This window comes from Rhodococcus sp. A14 (genome assembly GCF_011603105.1).
Taxonomy (GTDB): domain Bacteria; phylum Actinomycetota; class Actinomycetes; order Mycobacteriales; family Mycobacteriaceae; genus Rhodococcus_F; species Rhodococcus_F opacus.
In genome coordinates this window covers 23,919-41,916 of sequence record NZ_JAAOQS010000026.1, presented here as the reverse complement: position 1 = coordinate 41,916, position 17,998 = coordinate 23,919, and the positions used below count along the sequence as shown (strand labels likewise).

At 60.6% G+C, this 17,998-nt stretch carries 15 protein-coding genes and 4 pseudogenes; all 19 read left to right on the top strand.

The features are described from left to right. Positions 1 to 1,159: 1,159 nt before the first annotated feature. Positions 1,160 to 2,227, top strand: a complete 1,068-nt coding sequence (locus G9373_RS16190) for an ABC transporter ATP-binding protein (protein ID WP_167115753.1) — start codon at positions 1,160 to 1,162, stop codon at positions 2,225 to 2,227. A 408-nt stretch (positions 2,228 to 2,635) separates the two neighbouring features. Further along, on the top strand, positions 2,636 to 3,553 hold the full coding sequence (locus G9373_RS16185) for an ABC transporter permease (protein ID WP_167115751.1): 918 nt from the start codon (positions 2,636 to 2,638) through the stop codon (positions 3,551 to 3,553). 85 nt (positions 3,554 to 3,638) lie between these two features. Next, positions 3,639 to 4,427 (top strand): ABC transporter permease, encoded by a 789-nt coding sequence (locus tag G9373_RS16180; protein ID WP_240960552.1) that lies wholly within the window; start codon positions 3,639 to 3,641, stop codon positions 4,425 to 4,427. A gap of 4 nt (positions 4,428 to 4,431) precedes the next feature. Next, positions 4,432 to 5,523, top strand: a complete 1,092-nt coding sequence (locus tag G9373_RS16175; protein ID WP_206032251.1) for an MlaD family protein — start codon at positions 4,432 to 4,434, stop codon at positions 5,521 to 5,523. Further along, positions 5,520 to 6,533, top strand: a complete 1,014-nt coding sequence (locus G9373_RS16170) for an MlaD family protein (protein ID WP_164065108.1) — start codon at positions 5,520 to 5,522, stop codon at positions 6,531 to 6,533. Before G9373_RS16175 ends, G9373_RS16170 begins: the two co-directional genes overlap by 4 nt. Continuing rightward, the gene (locus tag G9373_RS16165; protein WP_240960539.1) at positions 6,530 to 7,531 is read left to right on the top strand and encodes an MlaD family protein; all 1,002 of its coding nucleotides are present in this window, start codon (positions 6,530 to 6,532) and stop codon (positions 7,529 to 7,531) included. Before G9373_RS16170 ends, G9373_RS16165 begins: the two co-directional genes overlap by 4 nt. A 1-nt stretch (position 7,532) precedes the next feature. Further along, positions 7,533 to 8,564, top strand: coding sequence for an MlaD family protein (locus G9373_RS16160; RefSeq protein ID WP_141471490.1), 1,032 nt, complete (start codon positions 7,533 to 7,535; stop codon positions 8,562 to 8,564). After that, positions 8,561 to 9,580, top strand: coding sequence for an MlaD family protein (locus G9373_RS16155; protein ID WP_167115745.1), 1,020 nt, complete (start codon positions 8,561 to 8,563; stop codon positions 9,578 to 9,580). Before G9373_RS16160 ends, G9373_RS16155 begins: the two co-directional genes overlap by 4 nt. After that, a complete protein-coding gene (locus G9373_RS16150) occupies positions 9,577 to 10,542 on the top strand; it encodes an MlaD family protein (RefSeq protein WP_206032250.1) in 966 nt (321 codons plus the stop codon). Before G9373_RS16155 ends, G9373_RS16150 begins: the two co-directional genes overlap by 4 nt. A gap of 68 nt (positions 10,543 to 10,610) precedes the next feature. Further along, complete coding sequence (locus G9373_RS16145) at positions 10,611 to 11,333, top strand: hypothetical protein (protein WP_206032249.1); 723 nt, start codon at positions 10,611 to 10,613, stop codon at positions 11,331 to 11,333. Between the two features lie 749 nt (positions 11,334 to 12,082). Next, positions 12,083 to 12,940: an SDR family NAD(P)-dependent oxidoreductase gene (locus G9373_RS16140; protein WP_164065111.1), complete on the top strand. Its 858-nt coding sequence runs from the start codon at positions 12,083 to 12,085 to the stop codon at positions 12,938 to 12,940. Between the two features lie 425 nt (positions 12,941 to 13,365). Beyond that, a pseudogene (locus G9373_RS16135) lies at positions 13,366 to 13,491 on the top strand (IS701 family transposase); the annotation flags it as partial. A 122-nt stretch (positions 13,492 to 13,613) separates the two neighbouring features. After that, positions 13,614 to 14,399, top strand: a complete 786-nt coding sequence (locus tag G9373_RS16130) for a hypothetical protein (protein ID WP_164065112.1) — start codon at positions 13,614 to 13,616, stop codon at positions 14,397 to 14,399. Positions 14,400 to 14,510: 111 nt separating this feature from the next. Continuing rightward, the gene (locus G9373_RS16125; protein WP_164065113.1) at positions 14,511 to 14,681 is read left to right on the top strand and encodes a hypothetical protein; all 171 of its coding nucleotides are present in this window, start codon (positions 14,511 to 14,513) and stop codon (positions 14,679 to 14,681) included. Positions 14,682 to 14,747: 66 nt separating this feature from the next. After that, complete coding sequence (locus tag G9373_RS16120) at positions 14,748 to 15,881, top strand: IS701 family transposase (RefSeq protein WP_167115742.1); 1,134 nt, start codon at positions 14,748 to 14,750, stop codon at positions 15,879 to 15,881. Next, complete coding sequence (locus G9373_RS16115; protein WP_167115739.1) at positions 15,878 to 16,039, top strand: hypothetical protein; 162 nt, start codon at positions 15,878 to 15,880, stop codon at positions 16,037 to 16,039. Before G9373_RS16120 ends, G9373_RS16115 begins: the two co-directional genes overlap by 4 nt. 64 nt (positions 16,040 to 16,103) lie before the next feature. Continuing rightward, a pseudogene (locus G9373_RS16110) lies at positions 16,104 to 16,979 on the top strand (IS5 family transposase). Between the two features lie 96 nt (positions 16,980 to 17,075). Next, a pseudogene (locus tag G9373_RS16105) lies at positions 17,076 to 17,385 on the top strand (IS701 family transposase); the annotation flags it as partial. A 176-nt stretch (positions 17,386 to 17,561) separates the two neighbouring features. Further along, a pseudogene (locus tag G9373_RS46465) lies at positions 17,562 to 17,995 on the top strand (DDE-type integrase/transposase/recombinase); the annotation flags it as partial. Between the last annotated feature and the right edge of the window lie 3 nt (positions 17,996 to 17,998).

Here is a 17,998-nt window from a genome sequence, read left to right as displayed (position 1 = left end):
GCATCGACTGGTGCAGGCAATCTGTCGTGGCCTCCGGTTGGTATGACCTGGCAGCGCAGCCAGATACCCTACTGCCCATGCAGGGCATGGCGGTTCCGAAGATCGTCAAGTCCACCTCCACCGAGCACGATCTGCCGTATCGACCTGGAGCCTGACCAAGCTCGCCGAGTTCTTGGTCGCCGAGGTGGTCTGTCTCTACGAGTTCGAGCTGCTGAATCTGCAATCTGCAGCTGCATCCGGGCCGGCAGCGGGCCGAACGCGGCGGCAAGCACGCTGCACTCGGGCGGGAGTCGCGAGGACGTCGCGCGCTACCTACACCCGACTACACGGGGTGCGGCACCTGTTCGCCGCGTAACGGCTTGGGCGAGGACAAGTGTAGTTGTGCACGATCGACAGCCGAACGTCCGTCGGATACAGGCTGCGCAGGTACCGGAAGAACGAGAGACTTCGAGCGGTTCTCGGCGGCTTGAGGTGCCCGTCGAGGGCGAAGGCCCGCAGTGCCGGGAACTGCGCCTCGATCGGCATCGGTCACAAGGAGCAGAGCAGCATGATTCGCCGCTACATCATCTGGCGCAACGAGGATGCGGCAGACGAGAAGCCATGCGAGATCGCGAACAAGGAAGCACTGTCTGAGGCGGCCCTACCCGCTCCCTTCTGTCCACTTCCCGCAGCTTTCCGAGGGCTACATGGCGGGCCGTAGTGAGAACGATCCTTCTGCCGTGTTCGCGCGGTTCGATGGTCCCGGGTGCGCGGCCACCTTCCCCCATCTGATGTGAGCATTGACACATAGTCGAATCTATTCTAAATTATGTTCGTTCGTCCGTGGCTCATATGCGATTTCGATTCGAGCATGGGGCGGCGACTATTTCACGAGGAAGATCACTCTGATCGTGGCGTATCGCCGACCTCCGACACATATGTAGGCGCCCGAGCGTGCCCGCAAAGTGGACCGGGTCCAAGGCCCGGGTGTTTTACACGGTGACCTAAGGGCGCCGGTGCGACCGTAATCAGAAGCCGAGGAAGGTAGTCCGATGAGAGACGCCGTCACTGCTGGTTCAGTAAGAAGCCCTGTAAGGACATGCGACAGTGCTGTGGCCGCGTCCATCCGGTCGACGTGTCCGCGTTGGTGCTCGGGGATGCCTGAAAAGACGCGGAGGTAATGGTGGGAGTCGAGGTATCCGTCGAGGGACTGACCAAGTCGTTCGGCTCGCAGAGGATCTGGCAGGACGTCACGTTGACCCTCCCTGCTGGTGAGGTCAGTGCGTTGCTCGGGCCGTCGGGTACGGGTAAGTCGGTGTTTTTGAAGTCGCTGATCGGTTTGCTCCGCCCGGAGCAGGGCTCGATCGTGATCGATGGCACCAACATTCTCGAGTGCTCCAGCAAGGAGCTCTACGAGATCCGCAAGCTGTTCGGTGTGCTGTTCCAGGACGGCGCCCTGTTCGGCTCGATGAACCTGTTCGACAACGTGGCGTTCCCGCTGCGCGAGCACACCAAGAAGTCCGAGTCCGAGATCCGCAAGATCGTCATGGAGAAGATGGAGCTCGTAGGCCTGCTCGGGGCCGAGGACAAGCTGCCCGGTGAGATCTCCGGTGGTATGCGCAAGCGTGCGGGCCTGGCCCGCGCCCTGGTGCTGGACCCGCAGATCATCCTCGTCGACGAGCCGGACTCCGGCCTGGACCCGGTGCGTACCACCTACATCTCCCAGACGTTGATCGACATCAACGCCGAGATCGACGCGACGATCCTGATCGTCTCGCACAACATCAATCTCGCGCGGACGGTGCCGGACAACATCGGCATGCTGTTCCGCCGTCATCTGGTGATGTTCGGTCCGCGGGAGGTGCTGCTCACCAGTGAGGAGCCGGTGGTCAAGCAGTTCCTCAACGGCACCATGATCGGTCCGATCGGCATGTCCGAGGAGAAGGACGAGGCCACCATGGCGCAGGAGCAGGCGATGGTCGATGCCGGTCACCATGCCGGTGGTGTCGACGACGTGGAGGGCATCGTCCCGCAGATGAAGGCGACGCCGGGGATGCCGTTCCGGCAGGCTGTCGCCCGCCGGCAGGAACGTGTCCGGCACATCATGCACACCCTGCCGGAGAACGCTCAGATCGCGATTCAGCAAAGCTTCGACGAAACACTGTTTCCTGCCGATGATTTCAATACTGAGGTCATTCCTCCTCTGTGGGGGCCAGCTGAGGAGTCGCGACGGATGCTGAAGCCGTGACCTGGCTAGTCCAAAGCCTCTCCGGCGCGTGACTGCACGTAGGAGCGTGGGGACGTTGGTCGGTCACAGATCGCAAATCCTCTCTCCCCTAACGAATTGCAGCGTTGCCGGAGACGAAAAGTACGAAATGCGATCTATTGCTCGGTTTCGCTTGCCAGAAGTGGGCACCTCTGACTAGCATGATACGCAGAACGTTGCGTGTATCACAGTATCAATCGAAAGTGACGCTCGGCACTCAGGCCTGATCCGGCGAACGAAATCTTTGAGCCTGCCGGAGCCGGCAACAGCCTGCGCCGGCTCTTCCAGAAGTGCCGATGATGGGTCGAACCATAGGCGGGAAACAAGAGCCGAATTCGCCGATTCGAGGGCGACGGAATTGTCGTGCGCTTACACGCGAGGAGAGGATCGATGGGGACGCTGGCAACCACCGAGGTTCCGCTGGAGCATGATCAGCGAGGTTCGGCAAACGGGACATTCAAGGGCGGTCACACAGGCGCGAACGCTCGGCCTGCCCGGACGCAGCGGGCGGCCGGGTACCTTAACAAAAGTGCGCCAGTCCGGAGCCTGGAGACGTTGGGCAGGCTGGTACATCTGGTTACCGAAGTACTGCGGTACACCGTTGTTGACACGATCAAGCTGCGTCTGCCCGTGCATGAGATCGCGGATCAGATGTGGCTGCTGTTCAAGGTGACGGCGCTGCCCGCGTTGCTGATGGCTATCCCGATCGGCGCCGAGGTGTCGGTCCAGGTCGGTGGCATCATGAATCAGGTCGGTGCCAGTTCACTCGCGGGCGCGGCAAGCGGACTCGGTGTCGTAGGCCAGGGTGCACCGATGGCGGCGGGTCTGCTCATGAGTGGCGCGGCTGCCTCGGCAATCTCATCCGACTTGGGTGCACGGTCAATCCGCGAGGAAATCGACGCGATGCGGGTGATGGGCGTGGACCCGGTAGAACGTCTGGTGATGCCGCGATTTTTGGCGATGCTCCTAATCTCTCCTATCCTTTGCATCATCATCATCTCGACCGGTGTCGCTGCCGGCCTCATCATCTCTGTGAATGTCGCCGACGTCGTACCGGGCAGCTTCTGGCAGTCGTTCGGCGCATTTACCTCTCCCACCGATCTAGCGTTCTCGGTGTTGAAAGCGTTTCTGTTCGCCGCAATCGTCGTCTCCATAGCCAGTCTGCGAGGACTCGAGGCGAAAGGCGGGCCCAAGGGGGTGGCGAACGCCGTCAACGCGTCAGTGGTGCTTAGTGTCTTCAGCATCTTTATCACAAATCTGTTGGTCAGCCAGCTGCAGCTGATGTTCTATCCGACCCGATTGGCCTGATGAAATGAATGCTTCCTCAAAATACAGTCCGGTTGCACCGGTCATGTTGCGGCCCTTCAGGGTGGTGGGGAGCGGCATATCAGGCATGGCCGGTGAGATCGGCCAGCTGGCGGTGTTCGTGTGGAAAGTCGTCATCTCCCTTCCCCGAACCGTCAAACACTACCGTCAGGCCACCTGGAAGACCATGAACGACATGGCTTGGGGCAGTGGTTCATTGGTTGTCGACGGCGGCGTAATCAGCCTAATGTTCTTTCTCGGTGTCGCGGTCGGCGCTGTGGTCGCCATCGAGGCGTTCCTAGCGCTCGACCTGCTCGGTTTCGGTCCCCTCACAGGCATCATCGGATCGTTCGGCAATATTCGCGTTATCGCGCCGATTATCACCGGAATCGGGTTTGCCGCACAGGCCGGCTGCCGCATGACAGCAGAAATTGGCGCCATGAGAATTTCGGAGGAGATCGACGCCACGGAAGCTATGGGTCTGCAATCAATTCCATTCGTCGTAGGCACCCGGCTCATTGGAGGTCTGTTGGTGGTCTTGCCCGGATACCTGATGGCGCTGGTGGTGAGCTTCTTCGTCGGCGGTGTAATCGTGAAGACTTTCGAAGGACAACCACACGGAACGTACGACCACTACTTCGCGCAATTCCTAAATTGGCCGGATCTGGGAGCATCGGTTCTCAAGACAATCACGTTCTGCGTCGTCGTTACAATCATCCATTGCTACTACGGATACTTTGCCAGCGGCGGGCCGGCCGGGGTCGGATTGGCATCAGGCAGGGCGATTCGGGCCAGCCTCGTATTAATCGTGGTACTGAACTTCTGCATGACGGTGGCGCTCTGGGGTCTGAGCCCGGTGTTGACCTTCAAAGGATAAGACAATGAGCAAACCGAGGAATCAGGATTTCATCCGTGGGTCCGACGAGCACCAAACCCGAATGGTCAACACTGCTGCCGGTCTCACCATCGTGCTGGTGGCGATCGTGCTTGTAACGGCTATCTGGATTCGTCCGCTTCTGACAAAACCCGACGGATTGCGCCTCACAGTCGAAACTCTTCAGGTCGGACCTGGCGTGGCCGAAGGCACCAGGGTGATTTTGCGAGGTGCCGAAGTTGGTGAGGTGACGTCCGTCGAGAAGACAGATCAAGACATGGTACGCATCCAATTGTCTCTGAAGCCTGATGAGGTCGAGGGGTTGACAGACTCGATGGACTTGGACTTCCGTCCGCTCAACTATTTTGGGGTCGCGGCCGTCGATCTGGTGGCCAAGGAGGGGGGTACCAACCTGGTCTCCGGGGCGGAACTCCAGCGCACAACGGTCGGTGACTACACGATGTCGACACTGCTCGAACAGGGGTCACACACTATCGATGGGACCCTTACAACGAGCATGATCACTACCTTGAACAAGGTCATCCGGTACAGCGATGGAGTGACGCCGCTGATCCAGACCGGCATTGTCCTGGCTGACGAAGTGGCGAAAACGCAGCAGGAGATACCGAGCGCGTTGCTGTCTCGGGTAAACGACATCCTGGACGTGATGCCGGCCTTCAGCGACCAGACCATCCAGGCGTTCTACATCCTGTTCGATACCAAGTTCAACAAGAGGCCCGATGGCTCGTTTGGTGTCAATGATCTGATGATGGACCGGGGTGGCGCAGGACTTGACCTGGCCTCGAAAAAGCTGTTTGGTTCGGCCGGCATTCTGCTGGCTTCACACGCGACAGAGTTGACACCACTGACGGAGATCGCACGGGCGTTCGCCACCGCACTGCCGAACCTTCTCGACAATGGCACGGCGCTGGGCAAACTCGCGAGCCTGATCGATCGGTACAACAACGTTTTTTCGACGAACGGCGACCAAAGGGTCCTCAACCTTCGCGTCGCGCTCGACGACCTACCGTCCTTGGCAGCGCCACTCAGTGCGATGGCGGGGGCGACGGCGGCGCAGCAAGGAGACGTACCTCGATGAAGCCGCATATGAAATTAGGGCTTACGGCGCTCAAATTGGGTGTGGTGGCGGTGGTCGCTGCACTGTTGTTCGTCATTGTGGTCAACGCGATGAAGAGCCCTGTCGAGGGTGATACCCGTGCTTACACAGCGCAATTCACCGACGTATCCGGACTTCACGAGAATGGTGACGTCAGAACCAGAGGCGTGCAGATCGGCAAGGTGACTTCGGTTGAGCTCACAAGCCAGGACGGTCACACCCTCGCCCAGGTAGCGTTCACACTGAAAGAACCGTACGAACTCACGAACACAACGGAGCTCGCGGTCAAGTATCAGAATCTCACCGGTGCCAGGTACGTCGAGCTGACGGTGGCTGAGAATCCAGGAACGCCGGTCGGTCATCTCACCACAGCCAATACGAAGCCGTCCTTCGACATCACGCAGCTGTTCAACGGCTTGCAGCCCGTTTTGACCACGATGAGCACCGACGAGATCAACGACTTCACTGAGAATGCGATTTCGCTATTGCAGGGTGACGGCGGGGGGCTCGCTCCGATGCTCGAAAGCGCGGACAAACTCGCCGCGATGGCACGCGACCGTCAACAAGTCCTCTCGACGCTGACCGCGAACATGGCGCGGATCGCCGACACAATGGGCAGCCGTTCGCCGCAGGTGATGGATTTCCTGGATTCGCTCAACTATTCGATTGAAGAGGCGATGACAGTGCTCGACAAGTTCCAGAAGACATCCGTGTTTGGGCCTCAGTTTATGAGGCCGCTATTCCGATTGATCGAGCAACTCGGTCTGACGCATGACATGGATGTCGACCAGATGCTGACAAACGCGTTCGAATCTCTACCGGCTGCGGCCGATGCACTGCGCTTGCTCCCCGCGTCGATCGCGGGCCTGCAGTTACCGCAGGTGTCGGCGACCTCGGCCAACGTATCTTGCACCAACGGAGTCGCCACATTGCCGACGACAGTCCAGGTGCTTCTCAATGGCAGCGAGGTAGTTGTATGCAACGCACGATGACCGTTGCGGTCAGGGGATTGAGGCGGATCACCCAGGGGTATCGCAGTGAGCTGACACTCGGCGTCGCGGTCGTGGTCGTGGTTGTCATCGCGTTGACGATCACAGTGATGGTGTACGTACAACCGCCGGGCCGCAAACAACTTTCGTTCGAAACGACAGACGCTGCAGCAATTGAAATCGGTGACGACGTCCGTGTTGCCGGCATCAGCGTCGGTAAGGTCACTGCCCTGTCCATCGGGGATTCGTTCGTCCGGGTGACCGCCGAGATCAAAAGAGAGGTCTTCATCGGTTCCGACTCCCGAATTGACGTGCGAATGTTGACTCCGGTCGGCGGGTATGCGGTCTCGGTGCTTCCGTTGGGCAACAACGACCTTGGTTCGGCTGTTATACCAGTCGACCGCGTGAATGTCCCGTACTCTATCGCTGATGTGCTTCAGGCCGCGCCGACCGTCACCGACAGCGTGGATGGCGGCACGATCGACGCAAACATCGATCAGACAGCAGATGCCCTGCAACGAAATCCGGGTTCGATCGCCACGATCATCTCGGGAATGGACAGCATCGGGACTGTGATGGACCACCAGCGTGAGCAGATTCGTGACATTGTGAATATGGCGGCACAATATCTACAGCAATTTAATCAACGGCGTGACTTCGTATTCGAGTTGATCCGCCGAATCGAGTTGGTACTGTCCACCTATCACAATACGCACGCCGGCTTCAACGAGGCCTATACGCTCCTCGGTGAGATCTTATACCGTGTCATTCCGCTCGAAAAATTCTATCTTGCCCACGAACCTGAAATGCGCCCGAAGATCGAGCAACTGCGCGATTCGATCGGTGCCTTCCAGCAGGACATGGGTCCCGCCATCGATCAACTCCAACAGCTCCGCGATCGGCTGGCTGCATGGCTGACGCCGGCGGGAATCGCCCAGATCAGCGGAGGAACCATATTGGCCTCGACGGTCTGTGTTCCTGTTCCAGGAGGGACGTGCTGACATGTCACACATCAATCGGAAGCTCGTCGTAGCCGTGACCGGCGCTGTAGCGATTGCGCTTGTAGTAGCTGGAAGCCTGTACGTGGTAGGCGGTGACTCGCACGACAGCACGTCGGCATTCTGCGCAGAAATGCCAGACTCCCTCGGGTTGTACCCAGGCAATCCGGTGACCCAGATGGGCTATCGCGTGGGAAGAGTTGACAACGTCGAACCTGCGGGTGATCGCGTGATCGTGAGCTTCTCGCTAGACCCAGGGCGCGAATATCGTGCAGACGTGCAGGTTGTGACACGGTCGAAATCCTTGCTGGCTGACCGTAGCCTCGAACTAGTTGGCAACTACGATTCCGGCCCGCATCTCGAACCAGGGGAGTGTATCCCAATGAATCGCAGTTTCACGCCGAAGAGCATATCCGAAATTGTCGGGTCGGCAGCAGATTTCGTAGATGCAATGACTCCGGCAGAGGGGGACAAGAGCCTGGCTCACGCGATCGGAAGTCTCGATACGGAGTTACAGGGGCAGGGTGAAAACGCACGCGCGATGTTGGAGCACGCATCGGCTGCCGCAGAGAGTCCAGACCAACTGGTCTCCGATATCGGTTCGAGCGTTCTCAACATGGCGCCCTTGACAGAGGAAGCATTGCACAACTGGTCGACTGTCAGCTCGCTCCTGAATGAATTGCCGGATGTGGTTGCCGAGGGAATTGACCTGTGGCCAGGCGTCACGAAGCTGGTTGATGGCACCGGGTACCTCATCGCGGTGTTGTACAGCATTCAAGATCATTACGGTGATCTGCTGTGGCCGACGATGCATGGGCCGGTCAGCGACGCGATCCACCTTGCCGCGACCCGGTCCAAAGATCTTGCAAGTCTGCTTGATTCCCTCCCTTCGGTGACGACCGTGCTACAGCAACAGTTCGGCCGTCCGGGTGGACCGACGATGAACTATCAGCCGATGACTGTCGACAATGGATCCGGTGAACCGGTTGTCCTGACTGGAAATCTCGACAGACTCTTAGTTGAGGGCGTTCGATGAGCCATGCCAAACGATGGAAGCTCGGTCTCGGCGCCATTTCGATGTGTTTCGTGGTCGGGTTGACCACATCGTGTTCCCTGGGGCCGAAGGACCTGCCATCGGTGCAAGGCAGTGTCCGAGACGGCTACGCCATCACGATTCAGTTCGCGAGTGCGCTCAACCTTCCCGACGGCGCGCATGTAACGCTCAACGGGCTGAGAGTCGGACAGGTCACGGCCGTGGATGTGCAGGGGGCGGTGGTTGCGGTGACCGTTAACGTGGCAGGTGACGCCCGCATCCCCCCCGACATACACGGGGTCATCCGCCAAGACACGCTGCTCGGCGATACGTATATCGCACTCGAAACAAATCAGAATTCGGCTCAGGCGGAGTATTTGAAGCCAGGCATGCTGATTACTGCCGCACAGACCACATCGCCGCCGCAATTGGAGGACACGATGGCGGTGCTCGCCTACTTCGTTAACGGCGGCAGCATCCAGAAGGTTCAAGACACAATGAAACGCCTCAACAACGTGATGCCGCAGGTCCAGGATGTGAGGGCGATCGCATCGACAGTCGCAGTCGATTTGCGCGACCTCTCGGACCACGTCAGCGAGATCGATCGGATGCTGGACGGCATGAATTCGACAGCCGTCGCGGTGGATGGCCAGTCCGATGCGCTCTCTATCATGTTCGAAGGCGACGAGAATCACACAGGCACGTACTACTGGCGGAGCTTGAACCAGAATTTCATCGGTCATCTGAGCGTCGTACTGCCCAACGTTGGCAGTGTCTTCGAGGGCGGAATGTGGCTGGTTCCGATGCTGAATTCTGTTGCCGATGCGGGGCAGTCTATTCGCTATATGTGGGACGAGGGGCCTACTTCGGGCGAGAAATTGGACAATTTCATTCGCACAACACTTCTTCCATTCGCAAAGAATCCTCAGGTTGATATCAAGTCGATCCAGGCAGCGAACGGAGATCAAGTTCTGGTTGATGTCGAGAACATTCTGCGCATGTTCGGAGCAGTGAAATGATCTTCACAAAGACGCGCATCTCCGTCGTGGGGATGCTTGCGATGGCGGTGGCATCGTTTGCCTACCTGGGGAATCTCGGGCTGAACGTCTCGCCGTTGCAGAAGGTTAACGAGGCCAGCCTGACGGTGACCGACACGAATGGTTTGGTCGTCGGTTCCAGAGTGCTGCTACGCGGAGTGCAAATCGGACATGTGACCGCATTGAACGCGTCTGCAAACGGTGTTGAACTCAAGTGGAACTATGACCGGAGCTACGAGATTCCGATCGAAAGCACCTTTCGCGTTGACAACATGTCGGCGCTCGGCGAGGGGTACATGGCTATCCAGAGCAGTTCTTCGGGAGGCCCCTTCCTCGAGAATCGTTCGGTAGTGGATTCTTCGCGGGTAAGTCAGCCAACTTCGCTCCAGGATTTCTCAAAGCGACTCACCTTGATGTTGGAGCAGGTCGACCCCGACCGGGTACGGGAGATCTTCGCCAGTGTTGATGTCGCGTTGCCCCAAGATGCCAGCGTGCTCAACAATTTAAATAGAGTCGGTGAACTTCTGGCAAACGAGATCATCACTCGGAGGGGTGATCTCAACAAGCTGTTGCAGATAATACAACCGCTACTCCAACAAAGTGCGCCGGTGCCATACGCGCTCAACGGAGCAACGCCCAACATCGTAGAGTTCGGCCAAGGGTTCGCGAACGTCATCAACCGCTATTTCGACGCTGTCGGCCTGGCGTCCCTCCCGGATTCCATTCCCTACGGAGTGGAGCCCTTTCTCGCTGAATCGCAAGCGTTTCTCGACAAGAACGCGATGGATCTGCACGTGATCGGTGGCGATCTGCTTCCGAGCATGACTGCTGCAGCAGCGTCGCTTCGGACACTCCCGGTGTCAGATCTGCTTACAAATGCACTCGCTGCGGCAGATGCGGGCGATGCGCTCACGCTGCACCTCCGTGGGTTGGAAGGAGGCTGAGTTTCATCCACCGAGTTACTACTCGGAGCGCCATCAAGAAAACCGATACATTCAAAGGCATTGGGAACATGATCAGCAGAACTGAAGCTAGAACAACTAAACAGCAGGCAAGTGAAGAGTCGGCGGTCGTCGAGAGCCGCGAGGGTGATGTCCAGCACAAGCCCGGGGCCGTTGCAGGCCGCTTGCGAAACGGCGACCGCGTCATCCGGGTCCGCTCGTTCATCGTCGCCCTCGCACTCCTTGCAATGATCGGATCGATCGGAATCCTCGGGTGGCAACTCCATGCGAAAACGGACGACCTGAACAGCATGCGTGACAATGCGGACGCCCGTTCGCATGCAGAGCAGGTGGCTCTCGACTACTCGACCGGCGCCGCGCAGATGGATTTTCGCGATCTCGCGTCCTGGCGTTCGCGCTTAACCAGTGGCACAAGCGATGAATTGGCGGATCGGCTGACACACGCAGCATCGTCGATGGAGCAGATCATCACGCCGCTGCAATGGGTGGCTACAGCGAAACCGGTTGCAGCAAAAGTAGTGTCCGAGAATAACGGTTCGTATACCGTGACTGCCTTCGTAAAGGTATTGACAACGAACAGTCAGGCGCCCGACGGAATCGATTCGACTGCCTCTTATCAGTTGACGGTCGACGGCCGCGACAATTGGAAGATTTCGGACATTGGGGGAGACGATGCGTCGCTCGGCGGTGCTGGCAATCCGCCGCCCTCTTCCTCGTCGACTGCCCCGCCAACTGTGGAGTCGCCGCCGGCGCCGGCAGTGCCTCCGCGGTAATCCGGTTCCAGTACTGCATGGCGGATCGGCCGCATATTCATTGCACGGTGTTCAGCTCGACGGTCAACCGGCAAGCAGGGGCCCCTTTTTGGTCGTGTCCAGGCCTGCGGTGTGGTGCGTCGAGACTGAGATAGAACGTTCTCGGCCCCAAGGGATTCGATGCGCTATCCGAGGGCGGAAGCCTGAAATCGTTCAGCCTGACCGAACGCCACGTGATCGAAGAGAAGGTCGCACATCCGGACCGAACACGATCTGACATTCTCGGGCCCCGATCCTGACCAAAGTTGCCGATTCCCTTGGCCGACGACGGGTGGCCGACATCAGTCATGTGGGACTTCGGATATTGTCCCGTGAGATTCAGTGCGCTGATACTCGCGTTCGAGGCCGACAATTCCGCTCGTCGCGAGGAGTCCAGCGTGTGATCTGCCAGTGCATCATCTGGGAACAAGAAGGCCGCCAGCGAGCAACTGCACGTCACCAAGGTGCACGTTGCCTGATTCGGCAATGGTCTTCCACTGAAATCACTGGAAGTAGTGAACCGGACGGACGCATCGTCATGCGCCGAAGCGGCACGGCTGACACCGCATAACGTCAGGTGCCCACCGAGCCATCCAGATGCACAGACCGGACCGGTGACAGCCGAATTGTTACTATGATACAAAGCGTGTCAGGTGTATTGTTTACGCGGGTCGCGGTTCAGATAGCGCAGATCCGCAGTCAGCAACGGAGCGGGACTTGAGGAGACATTCATGAGCCAAGTTGTACTGAGCGGCAAAGTCGCCGTGGTCACCGGCGGAGGCCGAGGAATTGGAAGGGCGACGTGCGAGGCCCTCGCACGCGAGGGGGTACGAGTCGTCGTCGCCGACCTCGACGGAGCTGCTGCTGCGGCCGTCGCTACCGCCATCGGCAAGAACGCCATTAGTCGGTCACTCGATGTTTCCAACCGCGAGCAGTTCCGCTCGGTTCTCGATGCCGCCGAACAGCACTTCGGTCCGCTCGACATCCTCGTCAACAACGCCGGCATCATGCCGGTGGGCTACTTTATTGACGAAACCGACGAGATGACAGACCGCTTGGTCGACGTCAACTACCGGGGCACCCTCATCGGGATGAAGGAAGCCCTACGGCGCATGAAGCCGCGCGGCGCCGGCCATATTGTCAACCTGGCGTCGACCGGTGGGTGGTTGCCCGCTCCCGGCGTCGCCACATACGTCGGCACAAAGCACGCGATCGTTGGTCTCACCGATAGTGTGCGTCTCGAACTGACGGGCAGTGGTATTAATCTGTCGTCGGTGGGCCCCGGCATCGTCAAGACGGAACTGGCGGCGGGACTACAGGAGATGCGCGGGATGCGCGGCGTTACACCAGAAGAAGTCGCCGATGCAATCATCGAAGGCCTGAAGCGAAAGCGGCACGCAATCTTCTCGCCTGGTGTAGTCGGAATAGCCGCCCACGTCTACGGAGCGTTGCCGTACACACTCCGTTCGTTGCTGTTTCGGGTTACGAAGATCGACCGTCTAGGCCCCCAGATCGATCAAGGGACCCGGAAAGATTACGAGGCGCGCGTCGTGGCCAGCATCTCCCGCGCTACAGACGCTGAATCTTAACAACCGGGTGTCTGAGGGTTTTCGCGCCGCAGGATTCGGCCTGTCCATCGAAACGATTGCTTGAGCGAATGGTCCGTCTGTGAAGTAGCAGCCGATTTCATGCTGCGTTCATGGTTGCCGTGACGTTGATGGTCAGTGGCGAACAACGGGCAGAGCTCGGGTGGATTGCTGGATCGACGCGCCGCCGCACCGACAGGTAGTCCAGGCGCGGGCATTGCTGCGGGCGGACAACGGGGTAGACGGTGCCGAGATCTCCCGGTACTGTACCGAATTCGGATACACTGCGGCGCTGGTGGTATCGCTCTTGATTTCGAGGTCCATTCCAGGGGGCGTGGTAGTCGCGAAGTGGCGCCGCAAACTGAGTCTTGCCGTCCGGCCCCGGAAGTGCCGCAGTTGGCATCAGAAGCATCCGACGTGGCTCGAGGGCCGGGTGATGCGGGCCCGGAGGCATTCAGCGGCTGCTGAACTTCTACTCCTGGGACTGTGAGGGGCTCCGCGACGACGTGCGTGTGGTCGTGGTCGAGACGATCGGCGACGCCGACAAGGGCGTATGACGTCGTCGTGGCGTATCGAGGCAATCGCGCGGGCGCCGACGAGACGGCGAAGCTCGTCCGTTCGAGTGGTCGAGGGGTCATGATCGAGCCGGTTGATTACGAAAGCGGGGTCCGGGCGCATGTTGGCTGAGACGCCGCTGGTGGTCCTTCGGCTCTACGAGTTCGCCCAAGTCCTGGGCACGGTGTTCGGTGGATACCTGGTGTTCCGGTTTGGTCGAACCCGATTTCTCGCCGGCCTCTACGCTGGATGTATATCGATTTTCTTCTGGGACTGGATCTTCACTGATCATTGGTTCCTCAATCTCACCTACGATGCTCGGTCGATCAACCTTTTCACGCTCGCCGGCCGGCCCGAGCCGCTGTGGTCGCCGTGCTCGTACGCGACGTTCTTCGGGATCACCACCCTGCTGATCCTGCGTTACCGTGACTGGCTCGACCGAAAACTGGGTCGCTGGCAGTACGTCGTGCTGCCGGTCTTCTTCGCGGTGCTCGATGTGAGTGTCGAGGGCCTGACGATTTACGCGTTGGACATCTACCGCTATGGCTACCGGGAGGAGTGGACGGTTCTCGGCGTCCCTTACACCAACCTGGTGTGGGTCAACATCATCCTGATGCTGATGGCCTGGACCGGCCGAGGGATCGTGCGGATGCAGCACGAGCGCGGGACGATGGCGGTGAACGGTCCTCCGGCGGTCGTCGATGCGGACCAGCGGGTCATCACTCCGGTTGGTGCCGGGTCGCGCCCGTCCGCCGCTGTGACCGAGGACAGCCCTCGCCTGCCCGGCCGGTCCTCAGCCGAGCCCTGGACGTTGTTCGCAGTCGGCTTCGCAATCTGCCCGACCGCCTTCTACATCAGCATCGGCGTGATGGCCTTCGTGCTTGACCTAGTCCAACCCTGGAGCTGACCCCGCGCGGAGGAGTCCCCCACCGGGCCGTCCGCTGGGGACTTGAGGCCGATCAACCGGATTGGTTACGGAGACGGGAAACATATCTGTCAGCGTGGTGTGTTCTGGCCGATGGCGTTCGAGGCGACGGTCCCCGAATGCCAGGCGATCGGGGAGATCCCCACGGACGTGTTCGGTGGCTTCTACCGGAAACGGACCTGCCCAGCGGCCCCGCGCCAGGGCGTCGCGAGCGTGTTCACCACCGACGGGATGGTTCAGGTCGATGACCACCGGCATCGATGAGTTCGAACTGGGCGGCCGTTTAGTACTGCAACGGCACTTGCTTGACAGGTACGCGATACTGATTGTGTGGTCCTCGATCTGGTTGCTGCCGAGTTGGAAGCGTTGCATGAGCGGATCTCCGGTCGGTTCGCCCGGTCGGAGCCGCGGTCCCGAGTCCGTGAATATGTGACGGGTTTGGTTGCAGGTCTGGAACGCAAGAACGGGTGGACCCTCGCCGAGCGCGCCGGCGAGATCAGCCCGGACGGGATGCAACGGTTGCTGCGGCGCGCGGACTGGGACGTCGACGGCGTCCGCGACGACGTCCGTGACTACGTGGTCGAACGCCTCGGCGATCCGGCCGGTGTACTGATCGTCGACGACACCGGATTCCTCAAGAAGGGCACCCGCTCGGCCGGGGTGCAACGCCAGTACTCGGGCACCGCCGGACGGGTGGAAAACTGCCAGATCGGGGTCTTCCTCGCCTACGCCAGCGGCGCCGGCCACGCCTTGATCGACCGGGATCTGTACTTGCCCGAATCCTGGACCTCCGACCGCGACCGGTGCCGCGCCGCCGGCATCACTGACGACATCGAGTTCGCGACCAAACCGAGACTGGCGCAACACATGATCGAACGCGCCCTCGACGCACAGGTCCCGTTCTCCTGGGTCACCGCGGACGAGGCCTACGGGCAGGTGAAGTACCTGCGGGTCTGGCTCGAGGAACGCGATATTTCCTACGTCCTGGCCACGCGCTGCAACGACGACGTGTTCACCCCGGACGGCCGCGCCGGTCGCGCCGACGAGATGATCGCCGCGGTCCCGGCGAAGCAGTGGCGCCGGATCTCCGTCGGCGACGGCGCGCACGGCCGGCGCGAATACTCCTGGGTGCGGATCCCGATCCGGATCGCCTGGGCACCCGGGCGCGGGCACTGGCTGCTCGCCCGCCGATCCCTCTCCGATCCGACCGAGATCGCGTACTACGTCTGCGCCGGACCCCGCCGCACCACGCTCACCGAACTCGCCACCATCGCCGGCTCCCGGTGGCGGGTCGAGGAATGCTTCCAGCAGGCCAAGAACGAGGCCGGCCTCGACCAGTACCAGGTACGCACCTACCGGGCCTGGTACGCCCACATCACCTTGTCGATGCTCGCCCTCGCCTGGCTCGCCGGGACGAAAACCGAAGCGATAAAAGGGGAATCGGGATCGAAGATCAGGGCATGATCGCGTACACGCTACCCGAGATCCGCCGCCTGCTCATGCAACTGATCCTGCGACACGCCCACCCGGACGAGCACATCTGGTCCTGGTCGAACTGGCGACGGCGCCGACAACACCAGGCCCGCACCTCCCACTACCGACGTCGCGGACACCTCCCATAAGTGCCGTTGCAGTACTAGAGCGTGTCTGCTTAATGTTTGATGCTTGAAGCGTGATGCTGGGTATGTGTTGCGCGCCGATGAGATTTCCGATGACCTGTGGGCTGTGATCGAGCCCGTCCTACCCGCACTGGCGGGCCGAAGGGGGCGTCCGTGGAACGACCACCGGTTGACCCTGGAAGGAATCGCTTGGCGGTTCCGAACGGGATCACCGTGGCGCGATCTGCCCGAATACTTCGGCCCGTGGCAGTCGATCTGGGAACGGCATCGCCGCTGGTCGGACGACGGCACCTACATCCGGATGTTCGCCGCGGTGCGGGCGGCAGCCCCCGAACGAGAGGAACAGCTCGAACGTCTGCTGTCGATCGACTCGACGATTGTCCGCGCCACCAGCATTCGGCCGGCGCCCTGACCGGTGCGCACACAGGGGGCTCGGTCGAATGACAAGAATCTGGCCAACGAACCCGCCGACCACGCACTCGGCCGCTCCCGCGGCGGGCTGAGCACCAAGATCCACACCCTCACCGATACGTTCTGTTGCCCGCTGACGCTGCTGCTCTCGCCGGGACAGGCAGGCGACAACCCCTACCTGGCGCCGCTGCTCGACGCGCACCGCGCCCACGACACCGCAGCGTTTCGCCTGCTGGCCGACAAGGCGTACTCGCACCCGAGCACCCGAAAAGACCTGCGGGAACGCAGAATCTCGCACACCATCCCCGAACGCCGCGACCAGATCCGACGTCGCAAGGCGAAAGGATCGGCCGGGGGTCGGCCGCCGGCCTTCGACAAGGACCGCTACCGCGAACGCAACGCCGTCGAGCGTGGTTTCGGGCGTCTCAAGCAGTGGCGTGGCATCGCCACTCGCTACGACAAGTACGCCACCACCTTCCTCGGTGGCGTACTCGTCGCTGCGCTCGTCATTCATCATCGCGTCCGTAAATAGCAGACACGCTCTAGGCGCCGGAGTGGTCGAGAGCCAGAAGCCAGCGCGCCCAACGGCTACAAGCGCCGGCTGGGTTCGGGCGACTCCGGATGTGGCGAACGGGGTCGCGATCACCGGCTGCTGGCCCGCCGGTCGATCACTGACCCCGACGAGATGGCCTACTACATCTGTTAAGGCCACGCCGAGACCGAACCCGCCGAGCTGGTCCGGGTGGCCGGCAGTCGCTGGGCGATCGGGGAGTGCTTTCAGACCACCAAGAACGAGACCGGACTCGACCACTACCAGGTGCGCGGGTACCCCGGCCTCGTACTTGCACATCACCTTGTCGATGGCCGAGGCCGCCTTCCTGACGATCGTGCGCCGCGGCGCTCAAAAGCGGGATCTCCGGCTGGTACCCGAGATCTAATACCTCTGACAATCAACGAGATCCGGCAATTGTTCAACCGCGTCGACTGTCCGGTCGAACACGCCCTCGTGCATGTCTGGCACTGGTCGAACTGGCGCCGCGCCAGCCAGGCCAGAGCGCGCGCCGGCCACTACAAACGTCGACATCGCAAACTGTCGTTGCAGTACTTTGTGGCGGTCATCGACTGTTTCTCCCGCAAGGTTGTCGGGTGGTCGATCGCCCGATCACATGCGCACTGACTTGATCGCAGCCGAGCTGGCGAACGCGGCCTCGACGACCCTGATCGAGCCGGGGGCGGTCTTTCACTCCGGTCGTGGCCGCCCAGTACACCTCTGGCGCATTTCGGCGGCTCGTGGCCGGATTGGGAACTCGATCCTCGATGGGGCGTACCGGGGGTGTGCTGGGACAACAGTATGGCCGAAAGTTTCTTCGCAGCGCTAAAGAACGAATGTGTCTACCGCACGTTCTATGCAACGAAACAGCGAGCGCGACAGGACATCGTCAGGTGCATCGAAGGGTTCACAACTCGCGGCGCCGGGATTCTGCGCTCGGCTACCGGTACCCGGACGACGTCCACTGCAGTTACCAGCAGCCGACGATCGCGGCCTGAATC